The sequence below is a fragment of the Bradyrhizobium sp. IAR9 genome (assembly GCF_013408065.1).
Lineage (GTDB): Bacteria > Pseudomonadota > Alphaproteobacteria > Rhizobiales > Xanthobacteraceae > Bradyrhizobium.
In genome coordinates this window covers 21,456-34,747 of the sequence record NZ_JACBZW010000021.1, presented here as the reverse complement: position 1 = coordinate 34,747, position 13,292 = coordinate 21,456, and the positions used below count along the sequence as shown (strand labels likewise).

Sequence of the window (13,292 nt, the reverse complement as noted above, 5' to 3'; positions counted from 1 at the left end):
TATCGCCGTCGATGCGGCGCGGGGTGATGAACTAGCTCAGCAGGAACGACAGCAGTGCGCGCATTTCCGCCGGCCTGATCGGCTTCTTCAGCACTTCCAGCCCATAGCGGCTGGCTTCCGCCGCAGCCTTTTCGGAATAATCCGCGGTGATGATCATCGCCGGCACGTCCGAGTTCAACTGGCGCCGGATTTCCTCGACGGCCGACAATCCGCTTTCGCCGTGATCGAGATGGAGATCGGCGATGATGGCGTCCGGCGAGCCGCCTAGCTCACTCAAACGCTGGGCGGCGTCCGCGGCGGATCTCGTGGTCGCGACATCGCAGCCCCATCCCTCCAGCAAGGCGGCCAGCGCCTCCGCGCCCGAGGCGTCGTTCTCGATGAGCAGGATCTTGGCCCCTCCCAGAGCGCCATAGTGCAGATCGGCGGGCTTCATTTCCTGGAGATCGTCGCTGACATCGGCGCGATCGGCCGGCTCCAGGTCGAGCACAAAGGTCGATCCCCGGCCGAGATGCGACGACAGCCGCACCTCGTGCCCGAGCGCCGTCGCGAAGCGGCGCACGATCGAAAGACCGAGACCGAAGCCGGCCTGGTCGGTCGCGCTCGCATCGCCGCGCTGGAACTCCCGGAAGATCGCCTCCTGCTGCGCTTGCGCAATCCCGGGTCCGGTATCGGAGACCTGGATCGCGATGCGATCGCCACGCCGCCTGCATCCCAGGATGACGCCGCCGCTGCGGGTATAGCGGATCGCATTCGCGAGAAGGTTTTGCAGGATCCTCCGGAGCATCAGCGGGTCGGACAGGACCGCAAGCGGCGAGGTGCGGATGCGCAAGGACAGTCCCTGCCTCCAGGCGATAGGCTCGAACTCGTCGCGGAGCTGGTCGAGCAGCGGCCCAAGCGCGATCGGCCGCACGTCGGGCCGGAGCGCGCCCGCATCGAGCTTCGCGATCTCCAGAAGCGAGCGCAGCAGGTCTTCCAGCGTGACCAGTGACCGGTCAACCTGGTCGATGAGCAGGCCCGCTTCCTGCGACTCCATCATCTCGGTGAGTGCCGACAGGGTCAGGCGCGCCGCGTTCAGCGGCTGGAGGAGATCGTGGGTGACCGAAATCAGCACGGATGATTTCAGCGAGCTTGCAGCCTCCGCCTGCTGCTTGGCGCGGTACAGGCCTTCATTGGCCCGTTCGACCGAACGCAGAGCATCCCGCAACTGATGGGTCCGGTCGCGAATCTGATGGTCGAGCGCAATTGCGGTTTCGAACAGCGAGAACGCATTGAGCTGCTGATCCATCGACCGCTCGACGCGGGACATCAGCGCCGCGTTGATCTTCTTCAGCTTGACGGACTCCCGCCGGAGCTGCTCGATCGTTTCGGCATCCTGCCAGGTCTCTGCCACATCGGCTCCGTTACGTCGGCCGCCTGCCGATGGCGACGCCGGTGAAGGTCTGGTTCACGTGCATCGAGCCGAACTGTTCGCCGTAGGTATGGAATCCGACGACGCGGTTCTGCCGGTACAGCTCGGACATTTCGCGTGAGAGCTGGTGCTGCTCGGCATCCAGCCGGCGCAGCAGGCATTCGAAGCCAATATAGAGAGAGACGTCACCGATCTGGTCGCGGGTTTCCGCGAAGGCGTCGCGAGTGGCTCCGACCAGGCTGCACGAGGTTGCCGTCGTCAGCACCATGCCCTCATCGATCGCACAGAAGAAGCGCAGCGAGCCGTCGGGATCGACGCGCTGGATCGACCGCGCATAATAGGACCCGCCGACCCGGACCAGCACCGGATGGGACGCGAAGGAGAACGGGTCGAGCTTGGCGTCGATGATTCCGACGGCGCGGGAATATTCCGCGGCGGCAGGCTCGGCGTTCAATTCCTTGACGACGCGCTGCTCGATATCGGCCTCGGTGACCACCATCTTCTGTGTGGTGGGCTCGAAATTGTCGCATTTGAACACGCGGAACGGCAGCGACGTGTTGAGGAGAATGAGGAGAGCCGCGTCGGTGTGGGCCCTGCCGTCGAAGAACACCCAGGTCCTTTCGAAGCGCAGGCCGTCGCCGGCCGACCCGCCGACGATCGGGATATTGTCGAGCGAGGCATAGAGGGCGGACATCACAGCCTCCTCGCGGCGGCACATGCCGTCGATCAGCACCAGGCCGAACGGGTTGCCGCCGCCGACCTCCGAGGTCGTCCGCAGCAACTCGTGGCGAAGCTCGCTGCCGATCCGGCGGCCGTCCTCGACGTGGAAATTGGCGAGATTCAGGATCGGCCGGACCACGGCGTTGAAGTCGGCCTGGCTGAACGTCATCGCGACAACGCTGTTCTCGTCCCAGCCGTCCGGCGCCAGCTCGCCGGCCGTCGTGCAGCCGCAGACCGGCGTGTCCGCAAAGTGTCTCGTGATCTCGGCGATGAACCGATGAGGATCGTAGCAGGGGGAGAGGAAGACCAGGACCAGGGCCAGCTCGTCCGACGGAAGCTGGGCGACCAGCTCGGCAACGGCCTCGTCGACGGTCGGAGCTTTCGATTTCGCGACCGCAACGCCGGACGAACCGCCAAACCGAAGATCGGCCTGCCCCACTTCGTTTCTCTCCTCAAGGACCGGCTTGGTCTGTCGCCAAGATCTGCCGCCAAGTGCCGAAAACACTAGGGCTTTTCCAGTCTACCCGCAACACGTCGCGCGGTCTCCGGCCCGGACTGGAAGTTGCCGGTCTGGTGCTTGTGCAGCCCGGGATTGCGGGCCGGAGGAATTTACCGCCCCTTGACGATTCTGCCTTAGTTTTGCGCATGCGGTCGGGGAGGCGGGGCGCCTTCGGATCGCGGCTGTTTGGAATAAATAATGGGGGTGGGAATGTCCGGGCGTATCGCGTCGCCGTCAAAGCGCACAATATTTCCCACCCTGAGATTCCGCGCCAAGATCATCCTGGGCTTTGCGGTCGTGCTGGCGATCTCCGCCGGCAGCATGGCCTTCTCCTATTTCGGCTTCGAGCGAGTCTCCGCCGGGGTCGGGTCCTACCGTAGCAGCGTGTCGGAGGCGGACCTCGCCCGCAACATCGACCGCGAGCTGCTCGGCTACCGTTCGGCCGTCAAATATTTCGTCGTGACCGGCAAGGAAGATGACGCCAAGGCGGCGCTCGAGGCCGAGGCCAGCCTGAAGAATGCCATCGACCAGGCCGTCAAGAGCGCCAAGACCCCGGCACGGAAGGAGAGTCTCGACAAGCTCGCCAAGGAGTTCGCGAATTTCTCCGCAACCTTCGGCAAGGTTCTGCAGGCCAAGCGTGACAGCACGTTGCTGGTGCAGAACCAGTTGCAGCGCCAAGCCAATCTCCTGAAGTACAAGCTCGACGACGTCGGCAACAACGCTTCCGATTCCGAGGCGCAGGCGATCGAGTTCGGCACCAAGCAGGTCAACGCTCAGTTCCAAACCGCGAGTGCTGCAGCCACCAATTTTGTGCTGACGTCCGATCAGGCCATCGCGACCAGCGCGCTGGCGCGGCTGAAGTTCGTCGAGAACTCGCTCGGCGCGGTCTATTCCATGGACGATAAGATCGTCGCCGGGCTGAAGGAGGCCAAGACCATCCTCGGCGCCTATCGCGAGGCGCTGGAGAAGCTGATCGCCAACGCCAAGATGGTCGACGAGCTCGTCACCGAGATGAGCGGCTCGGCTGGTGCGATCCAGCAAGGCGCGACCGCCATGAAGGCGGACCTCGTGGCCGAACAGCAGCGGCTGGACACGGAGTCGGAGGCGACCATCGGACAGACCGAGCAACTGGTGCTGATGCTCGCCATTGGCGGTACGCTGCTTGGTGCGGTCCTCGCCTTCCTGCTTGGCACCGGCATCTCGCGTCCGATGATCGCGATGTGCAAGGCGATGCGCGAGCTGGCCTCGGGTAATTTCGACGTGGTGCTGCCCGGTCTCGGCCGCAAGGACGAGATCGGCGAGATGGCGGGCGCGGTCGAGGAGTTCAAGGTCCAGGCCGTGGCAAAAGCCGAGCGCGATGCCGCCGCCAGCGAAGCCCAGAACAGGGAGGCGAGCGCTGCCCGCCGCTCCGAGCTGATCCGCTTTGCCGACGATTTCGAGAGCGCGGTCGGCGCCATCGTCTCCAACGTGTCGGCCTCGGCCGTGCAGCTGGAATCGGCGGCGTCCACGCTGACCCGCACCGCCGAGACCACCCAGAGCCTGTCGAGCCAGGTCGCCGGCGTGTCCGAGCAGGCATCCTCCAACATGCAGTCGGTCGCCACCGCGACGGAGGAGCTGTCGGCCTCGGTCGAGGAGATCGGCCGTCAGGTCCGCGACTCCAGCCGGATTGCGGAAGCTGCCGTGGTGCAGGCCAAGGAGACTGACGGTCGCATCGGCAAGCTCTCGCATGCCGCCCAGCAGATCGGCGAAGTCGTCAAGCTGATCACCGCGATTGCCGAGCAGACCAATCTTCTGGCGCTCAATGCCACCATCGAGGCGGCGCGCGCCGGTGAAGCCGGCCGCGGCTTTGCCGTGGTCGCCAGCGAAGTGAAGTCGCTGGCGAGCCAGACCGCGAAGGCGACGGACGAGATCTCCTCGCACATCACGGGCATGCAGGGCGCCACGGCCGAATCGGTCGCCGCGATCAAGGAGATCGGTGCGACCATCGGCCAGATCTCGTCGATCTCGACGTCGATCGCGAGCGCCGTCGAGCAGCAGGGCGCGGCGACGCAGGAAATCGCGCGCAGCGTCCAGACCGTCGCGCAGGGCACCCAGACCGCGGCCACCGACATCGGCGAGGTCAACCGCGGCGCCGCCGAGACCGGCTCGGCTTCCGAGGAGGTGCTGCATTCGGCCAAGACGCTGTCATCCGAAAGCACCCGCCTGCGCGCCGAGCTCGATCGGTTCATGGCCAATATTCGGGCGGCGTAAGGCTCGCTGAGCGTTAGACGCTCCGCCATCGCCAGCTCTCCGCTGTCGTCCCTGCGAACGCAGGGACCCATAACCCCGGGGAGAAGTTGGGACGCAAGACCCGTAACTCCGAGTCTTCGCCAAACCACTCCCTGTGGCTATGGCGACGAGCGCAAGCGCTCGCGCGGAGGTCCCCGATCTGCGCTTCGCTTGTCGGGGGCGACAGCGGAGTACGCATCTTCCCCGCGTCACCTAACCGCGAGTTGCGGCGCCACAAATTTACCACAGCTTATCCTTTGCCGATTACCGTGCGGGCGAGTCAGGAAGCGGGCTGCTTCCGGGCTGCGCCTGGTTTTCCGCGAATGGAATGGGGTGGGGGAATGTCGGTCAAGTCCAAGTCCAAGTCGAAGTCGAACCAATCGAAGCTGCCAACCTTGCGTTTTCGCGCAAAGATCATCCTCGGCTTCGTGGCGGTGCTAGCCATCCTCGCCGTCAGCATGGCTTTCGCCTATTTCGGCTTCGAGCGGATCCAGGCCGCCGTGGCTTCCTACCGCACCAGCGTATCGGAAGCCGACCTCGCGCGGACGGTCGATCGTGAGCTGATCGCCTATCAGGGACTGGCCCGGGCCTATACCCTGACGGGCGCGGTGGACGACGAGACCGCAGCCAAGGCCGCCGAAGACAATCTGAAGAGCGCGATCGCCAAGTCGATGTCCGCCACGACCGGCGCCGCCCGCCGTGAGCAGGTCGGCAAGCTGGAAGCCGAGTTTCAGCGCTTCACGAAGGTGTTCGGAGAGATCATCGTCCTGACGCGCGAGAACAACAAGATCGCGGCCGATGAGCTCAACAGCGTCGGTAACAAGATCCGCTTCAAGTTCGACGACCTCGCCGATACTGCCGCGCTGGCGGGGCTGGCATCGGTCCAGACCACGGCCAAGGACATCACCTCGCAATATCTGGCGGTCTCCACTTCGGTCGGCGCCTTCGTGGCCAAGCCGGAGCCGAAGACCGCCGACGGCGTGATCGCCCGCATCAAATTCCTGGAGACCCTGCTGGTCTCGATCTATGCCAGCGACCAGAAGATCACCGACCGCGTCACCGAGATCGGAAATCTGCTGAAGCAGTACCGTACCTCGTTCGCGAAGCTGACCGAGAATGTGAAGATCATCGTCAAGTCGAACGGTGAGATGACCAAGACGGCGGCAACCATCCTCAAGCTCTCGGCCGAGCTGCGTTCGGATTTGACCGCCGACCAGCAGCGCATCGAGGCGAGCGCCAACGCGACGATCGGAGAGACCGAGCAACTGATGCTGATGATGGCGCTCGGCGGCCTTGCCATCGGTGCCGTGTTGGCCCTGTGGCTCGGCAACGGCATCTCGCGTCCGATGATCGCGATGTGCAAAGCGATGCGTGAGCTCGCTTCGGGCAACTTCGACGTGGTGCTGCCCGGTCTCGGCCGCAAGGACGAGATCGGCGAGATGGCGGGCGCGGTCGAGGAGTTCAAGGTTCAAGCCGTGGCAAAAGCCGAGCGCGATGCCGCCGCCAGCGAAGCCCAGAACAGGGAGGCGAGCGCTGCCCGCCGCTCCGAGCTGATCCGCTTTGCCGATGATTTCGAGAGCGCGGTCGGCGCCATCGTCTCCAACGTGTCGGCCTCGGCCGTGCAGCTGGAATCGGCGGCGTCCACGCTGACCCGCACCGCCGAGACCACCCAGAGCCTGTCGAGCCAGGTCGCCGGCGTGTCCGAGCAGGCATCCTCCAACATGCAGTCGGTCGCCACCGCGACGGAGGAGCTCTCGGCCTCGGTCGAGGAGATCGGCCGTCAGGTCCGCGACTCCAGCCGGATTGCGGAAGCTGCCGTGGTGCAGGCCAAGGAGACTGACGGTCGCATCGGCAAGCTGTCGCATGCCGCCCAGCAGATCGGCGAAGTCGTCAAGCTGATCACCGCGATTGCAGAGCAGACCAATCTTCTGGCGCTCAATGCCACCATCGAGGCGGCACGCGCCGGTGAAGCCGGCCGCGGCTTTGCGGTGGTCGCCAGCGAAGTGAAGTCATTGGCGAGCCAGACCGCGAAGGCGACGGACGAGATCTCCTCGCACATCACGGGCATGCAGGGCGCTACCGCCGAATCGGTCGCCGCGATCAAGGAGATCGGCGCGACCATCGGACAGATCTCGTCGATCTCGACCTCGATCGCGAGCGCCGTCGAGCAGCAGGGCGCGGCGACGCAGGAGATCGCCCGCAGCGTCCAGACCGTCGCGCAGGGCACCCAGACCGCGGCCACCGACATCGGCGAGGTCAACCGCGGCGCCGCCGAGACCGGTTCGGCCTCGGAGGAAGTGCTGCATTCGGCCAAGACGCTGTCATCCGAAAGCACCCGCCTGCGCGCCGAGCTCGATCGGTTCATGGGGAATATCAGGGCGGCGTAGCGGACCGCGGAAAGAACGCGTAGGGTGGATGGGCGAAGCGTGATCCACCACCGTGATGTCACGGCTGGGAGTCGAGTGGTGGGTTACGGCTTCGCCTGACCCACCCTACAAATCTCACTCCCTCCCGAACGCTCGCTTCAGCTCCAGCTTCGCCTTCTCCAATCGCGTGCGCTGCGTCTTTGGCAAGGTCTTGCCGGCGCGGTTGATGTAGAAGGTCAGCATCGACAGCGCCGAGCGATAGGCGCCGGTCTTGCGGCGTGAGCTGTGCTCGGCCGATCGCTTCAGCGACGTCGCGATCTTCTTCGGGCTGGTCAGCTTGAACACGCCGCGCTTCAGGTCGAGCGCGTCGCTCTGCTTCGTCACGCGCTGCGACCAGCGCTTCGGCGCAGCGCCCTTCGCGCGCGTCCGCACGGTGCCGCGCTTGGCGCTCGTCGACCTGCGCGCGGCTGTTTTGCGGGATTGTGTCGTCTTTCTGACATGAGCCATGCGTCAACTCCTTGCGGCTCCATCGGAAACGAGCGGTATGAAGGGCCGTTCCCATGGGAACCCGGCCTCGCCGCAGACGTTGTCGCAGGTGGCAGGCGGAATGCCGCACCCCGATGATCGGATCGACCCCGTCCACATCATGTGAACCGGGGGCGCTTCCATTGATCAGACAACAACCTGATGGAATTGCAGCAAAGCCCAGCGCCGAACTATGCTCCTGTGGTCGCGGCAGCCCCGGCCGATCGCATCGTCGAGACCAGTATCCCCGCGCGGCTCGACGCGCTGCCCTGGAGCGGGTTTCACACCCGCGTCGTGCTGGCGCTCGGCATCACCTGGATCCTCGACGGGCTCGAGGTGACGCTGGCCGGTGCGCTCTCCGGTGCGCTGAAGCAGAGCCCGTCGCTGCAATTCTCCAATCTCGATCTCGGTATTGCCAATTCCGCCTATCTCGCCGGCGCCGTGCTCGGTGCTCTCGGCTTCGGCTGGCTGACTGACCGCATCGGCCGCAAGAAGCTGTTCTTCATCACGCTGGCGCTCTATCTCTCGGCGACGGCCGCGACCGCGCTGTCATGGGATGTCGCCAGCTACGCTCTGTTTCGCTTTCTCACCGGCGCCGGCATCGGCGGCGAATACACCGCGATCAACTCGACCATCCAGGAGTTGGTGCCGGCGCGCTATCGCGGCTGGACCGATCTCGTCATCAACGGCAGCTTCTGGATCGGGGCCGCTATGGGCGCAGTGGCGTCCATCGTGCTGCTGGATCCTGCTGTGATCAGCCCCGATCTCGGCTGGCGCCTGGCTTATCTCATCGGCGCGACCGTCGGCCTCGTCGTGCTCCTGATGCGGATGTGGATTCCGGAGAGTCCGCGCTGGCTGATGATCCATGGCCGTCCCGATCAGGCCCATGCGATCGTCGACGAGATCGAACGCTCGGTGATCGGACGTGATCAGGAAACGAGCGACGGGCGCTTCATGAAAATCCGGCTGAAGATGCGCGATCACACGCCGATCCGCGAGGTCGTGCATACGCTGTTCTCGGCATACCGCCAGCGCGCGCTGGTCGGCCTCGTGCTGATGAGCGCGCAGGCATTCTTCTACAATGCCATCTTCTTCACCTTCGCGCTGGTGCTGACCGATTTCTACGGCATCAGCGCCGATCATGTCGGCTGGTACCTGCTCCCGTTCGCCGCCGGCAATTTCCTCGGGCCGCTGCTGCTCGGCCGGCTGTTCGATACGCTCGGCCGCCGTGTCATGATCATGTTCACCTATGGCGTATCGGGCCTGTTGCTGGCGATCTCCGGCTATCTGTTCTCCATCGGTGTGCTTACCGCGCAGGGGCAGACCATCGCCTGGATGGTGATCTTCTTCTTCGCCTCGCCGGCCGCGAGCGCGGCCTATCTCACCGTCAGCGAGACCTTTCCGCTCGAAGTTCGCGCGCTGGCGATCGCGGTGTTCTACGCGGTCGGCACCGGCATCGGCGGCGTGATCGGGCCGGCGCTGTTCGGCGTATTGATCGACACGGGATCACGCACCAGCGTGTTCGCCGGCTATCTGCTGGGGTCATTCCTGATGATCGCAGCCGCGATCGTGGCTTGGCGCTATGCCGTCCCTGCGGAGCGCAAATCGCTCGAACAAATCGCGCGGCCGCTCGCCTTTATGGAGTAGACTGATGAAATCAGAATTTGCAGAAATGGCGTTGGACCAGAAGCGCACCATGCCTGACGACGAAGCACCCGATGCGGTACCGGTTCCGCATGCGCTGGTGCCGCATCTCGACGAGACCGCAATCCTGCTCGATATCGACGGCACGTTGCTCGACCTGATGCCGACGCCGCGCGAAGTGTGGGTGCCGCCGGGCCTGTCGGACACGCTGAACCGGCTGACCGAGCGTACCTCCGGCGCGCTGGCGCTGGTCAGCGGTCGTTCGCTCAACGACATCGACCTGATCTTCGCGCCCGATGTGTTCCGCGCCGTCGCCGGCCACGGTGCGGAGATGCGGCTGTCGATCGACAATGAGGCCGATGACGTGCACGCGCCGCCGCTGGACAAGGAGCTGAAGCGGCGCCTGGCCGCGATCGCCAAGCTTTCGCCCGGCATTCTGCTCGAGGACAAGGGTTATTCACTCGCGCTGCATTACCGCCTCGCGCCGCACGCGGAGAAAGCGATCTACGAATCCGTCTCGGTGATCCGCGCCGACCTGCCCAATGCGCCGATCGAAGTGCTGCCCGGCAAGTTCGTTTGCGAGATCAAGCATTCCGGATTCACCAAGGCGACCGGCGTGCGCGAATTGATGCAGCGGGAACCGTTCAAAGGACGGCGTCCGATCTTCATTGGTGATGACGTCACCGATGAAACCGTGTTCGCGATCATGCCCGACATGAACGGGCTTGCCTTCTCGGTCGGCCGCCGTGCCATGGGCGTGAATGGCCATTTCGACGCGCCGAACGATGTGCGTGCATTCCTCGCCCGCCTGCTCGACCCGAGGTGAAACAAAGGCAGCGCCATGTCGCGGACATGATGCTCTGGGAACGGCGCCGCCGCGCGCTGCAACGCGTGCTGCGCAACATGCCCGCACAAGCTGTCTTCGCAACGAAATCTAGGGTTCCCGAAGCGAAACCAGTTCCAACGCGCGTGCCCGATTTTGGTTTCAATTGGTTGAAACGATGATCAGGAACCATATTGATGAACGGCAGTTAAACGGGGTGGAATGAAACAGGAGGGGACGACCTGTGAACTTAGTCGTCGTTTCGAATCGCGTCGCCCGCGGCAAGCCTAACGAGCCCATGACGGGCGGCCTCGCGGCGGCCTTGTTGCCGGTTGTGGAACATTCGGGCGCGATCTGGGTGGGTTCTTCAGGCCGTGTGCGTGACGGCCATCAGAAGGAACCGTTCGCTGAGATCGAAGCGCTCGGATCGGGCGCGATTGCGACGTTGGATCTGCCGGCGGCGCATTACGGCGGCTATTACGAAGGCTTTGCCAATTCGGCGCTGTGGCCCGCGCTGCATTCGCGCAGCGATTTGATCCGCGTCTCGCGCGACGATTACGTCAGCTATCGCGAGGTCAACGCCTTCATGGCGCGCGCCTTGATGCGCTTCCGAAAAGCCAAGACTGCGTTCTGGGTGCAGGACTATCATTTCCTCGCGCTCGGCGCCGAACTGCGTGATCTCGGCCTCGACGATCCGATCGGCTTCTTCCTGCATACGCCGTGGCCGGTCGCCGCGGTGATGCAGGGCGTGCCCAATCATCGCGAGCTGATCACGGCAATGCTGGCCTACGATCTCTTGGGCTTCCAGACCGAGGAGGATTGTCAGAATTTTCTCGGCTATGTCGCGAGCGAGCTTGGCCTCGCCGTCGAGGACGGCGTTGCGATTTCGCAGCATGGCCGCACCCGCTGCGAGGTCTTCCCGATCGGCATCGATGCGGAGAAGTTCGCCCAATACGCGGCGAAATCGGCCTCGCATCCCGACGTGTCGCGGCTGCGGCGCAGCCTCAATGGTGAGCGCCTCGCGATCGGCGTCGACCGGCTCGACTATTCGAAGGGCCTCGTCAACCGCATCAGCGCGTTCGACCGGCTCTGGACCGAACAGCCGCAATTCTCGCGCAGCATCTCGCTGCTCCAGATCGCCAACCCCTCGCGCGGCGGCATCGAGGCCTATGGCAATCTGCAAAACGACGTCGCGCGCCTCGTCACCGACGTCAACGGCCGCCACGGCGAGGTCGACTGGACGCCGATCCGCTATTTGAACAAGGGCTTCAGCCAGGCGGTGCTCGCAGGGCTCTACCGGACCGCGCAGATCGGCGTGGTGACGCCGCTGCATGACGGCATGAACCTCGTCGCCAAGGAATATGTCGCCGCGCAAAACCCGGCCGATCCCGGCGTGCTGGTGCTGTCGAAATTCGCAGGCGCGGCCAACGAGCTCGACGCCGCGCTGGTCGTCAATCCGCATGACATCGACGGCATGGCCCGCGCGATCGCGATCGCTGCCGCGATGCCGCTCACCGAGCGCAAGATGCGCTGGGACGCGATGATGAAGAAGCTGCGCGGCCACACCATCCAGCAATGGTCGGCCGATTTCGTCGCCGAGCTCGAGAAGTGCCGGACCGAGAAGGCCGCGGTCGCCCCGCTCGCCGCGCAGCCGCCGCAGGCATTGCGCTGGCTGAAGTCGGCGATATCAGGCGTGAGGCTGATTTAGCTCTCACGAGCTTGCTCGATGCTCGTCCCCTCTCCCTTGCGGGAGAGGGTGGCTCGCCGCATATGCGGCGAGACGGGTGAGGGGCTTCTCTCTCGCGTAAATCTTCCGAAGCATATTTCGTTGATGCACACCCCTCATCCGGCGCTTCGCGCCACCTTCACCCGCAACAAGGGGAGAAGGAAAGAGGACATCAATAACAATACGACACCCCATCCAGGATCGCGCATTGCCGCTTGTTCGGTGCGTTCGGATCGTCCATTGGCACCATGCCCTTGCCCTGGCCGACGAACACGCCGGGCCCGACATGCACCGAGCTCTTGTTGCCGATGATCACGCTCGGATGCGGCGAGGCGCTCGAGCGCGTGCCGTCCGGCCAGATGATGGCATCGCCCGACAGCACCCCGCGCCGGCCGTCATTGCAGCTGACATCGACGCCTTGCCGGGTGCAGACCTGCGCGGCGGCGGGCACGGCGAAGGCGGAGCCAAGGGCCGAAATCAGGCTGAGGGCGGCGATGGTGCTTCGGATGGTCATGGCGTCCCCGGTCGTGTTTGCTGTTCTTGCGTGAATCGTCGCGCCAAACCCGTCACCGGTTCAGCCGGCAGGCGGGTCATGGTATCTGCCGTGTCAGATATTATCCCGTAAATACAAGATCTTACGGAAAATTCACCCGATTTCCCCGCGGTCTCTTGCAAAATCATCGGCGCCCCTTCAAGAGAGGGCGCTCCGGAGAGATGGCCGAGTGGCTTAAGGCGCACGCTTGGAAAGCGTGTGTGCGGGAAACCGTACCGTGGGTTCGAATCCCACTCTCTCCGCCAGTCCCTTTTTCGAACGTCCTCTCCGTGTCAGTCTAAGTACCAACTAGCGGCTGATTTCCCGAGCTTTTTGAGGCTGAACCGTACTCAGCTAATTAGGTTTGCACCTACGGCCTGCTCCATTGCCCTGCTTTCTCCAAACCTCTGTACTTTCCGAGCAGGTAACGGACGACAAACTCATTGGAAATCAAGGCGTTTTAATCGTCGGAAAAGTAGAAGAATTCGCTTCGTACTTGGCTGCCAAAACCGCCAAAAAATCCAGTCGTCCATTTAGAATTTAGAAAACGTTCGTTTTCGAATGGCAGGGATTCCATTTGGAGGAACCCGAGAGACGAGCCCGAGCCGTGTCTCTCTCTCGGGTTCCAGATGCTAGGCAAGCTACCGGCAGATAAGAATCCAAGACGGCTAAAGCAGCGCCGAAGCATATTGCGACGATCCGTTTGCCTAGGGGCTAGGCCAATAAGGCTGTGGACGAGGAGGTCGAATGACTGCTCTGGCGGAATTCTTAAAGCGGAATC

General features: G+C 63.9%; 9 protein-coding genes and 1 tRNA gene. 6 read left to right on the top strand and 4 right to left on the bottom strand.

The window, feature by feature from the left end:
• Positions 1 to 31: 31 nt before the first annotated feature.
• Positions 32 to 1,390, bottom strand: coding sequence for a hybrid sensor histidine kinase/response regulator (locus GGD67_RS36500; RefSeq protein WP_179739700.1), 1,359 nt, complete (start codon positions 1,388 to 1,390; stop codon positions 32 to 34).
• Between the two features lie 10 nt (positions 1,391 to 1,400).
• Positions 1,401 to 2,567 carry an FIST N-terminal domain-containing protein gene (locus GGD67_RS36495; protein WP_018321556.1) on the bottom strand — a complete coding sequence of 389 codons (1,167 nt, stop codon included), beginning with the start codon at positions 2,565 to 2,567 and terminating at the stop codon, positions 1,401 to 1,403.
• A gap of 270 nt (positions 2,568 to 2,837) precedes the next feature.
• Between GGD67_RS36495 and GGD67_RS36490 the strand changes: the two genes are divergently transcribed.
• Together GGD67_RS36490 and GGD67_RS36485 are read left to right on the top strand one after the other, a co-directional pair.
• Positions 2,838 to 4,877 carry a methyl-accepting chemotaxis protein gene (locus tag GGD67_RS36490; protein WP_179739699.1) on the top strand — a complete coding sequence of 680 codons (2,040 nt, stop codon included), beginning with the start codon at positions 2,838 to 2,840 and terminating at the stop codon, positions 4,875 to 4,877.
• Between the two features lie 359 nt (positions 4,878 to 5,236).
• The gene (locus tag GGD67_RS36485; RefSeq protein ID WP_179739698.1) at positions 5,237 to 7,282 is read left to right on the top strand and encodes a methyl-accepting chemotaxis protein; all 2,046 of its coding nucleotides are present in this window, start codon (positions 5,237 to 5,239) and stop codon (positions 7,280 to 7,282) included.
• 114 nt (positions 7,283 to 7,396) lie between these two features.
• Here GGD67_RS36485 and GGD67_RS36480 read toward each other — a convergent pair whose 3' ends face one another.
• On the bottom strand, positions 7,397 to 7,768 hold the full coding sequence (locus GGD67_RS36480; RefSeq protein WP_179739697.1) for a DUF3175 domain-containing protein: 372 nt from the start codon (positions 7,766 to 7,768) through the stop codon (positions 7,397 to 7,399).
• Positions 7,769 to 7,948: 180 nt separating this feature from the next.
• Here GGD67_RS36480 and GGD67_RS36475 point away from each other — a divergent pair, with 180 nt between their 5' ends.
• The 3 genes from GGD67_RS36475 (at position 7,949) to GGD67_RS36465 (ending at position 11,961) form a co-directional block, all read left to right on the top strand.
• Complete coding sequence (locus GGD67_RS36475) at positions 7,949 to 9,433, top strand: MFS transporter (protein ID WP_179739696.1); 1,485 nt, start codon at positions 7,949 to 7,951, stop codon at positions 9,431 to 9,433.
• 4 nt (positions 9,434 to 9,437) lie between these two features.
• Positions 9,438 to 10,256, top strand: a complete 819-nt coding sequence (gene otsB, locus GGD67_RS36470; RefSeq protein WP_179739695.1) for a trehalose-phosphatase — start codon at positions 9,438 to 9,440, stop codon at positions 10,254 to 10,256.
• A 241-nt stretch (positions 10,257 to 10,497) separates the two neighbouring features.
• On the top strand, positions 10,498 to 11,961 hold the full coding sequence (locus tag GGD67_RS36465) for a trehalose-6-phosphate synthase (RefSeq protein WP_026202766.1): 1,464 nt from the start codon (positions 10,498 to 10,500) through the stop codon (positions 11,959 to 11,961).
• Positions 11,962 to 12,151: 190 nt separating this feature from the next.
• On the opposite strand, the gene GGD67_RS36460 is transcribed toward GGD67_RS36465, so the two are convergent.
• Positions 12,152 to 12,493, bottom strand: coding sequence for a hypothetical protein (locus tag GGD67_RS36460; protein ID WP_018322549.1), 342 nt, complete (start codon positions 12,491 to 12,493; stop codon positions 12,152 to 12,154).
• A gap of 194 nt (positions 12,494 to 12,687) precedes the next feature.
• Between GGD67_RS36460 and GGD67_RS36455 the strand changes: the two genes are divergently transcribed.
• A tRNA-Ser gene (locus tag GGD67_RS36455) sits at positions 12,688 to 12,777 on the top strand.
• Positions 12,778 to 13,292: the final 515 nt, after the last annotated feature.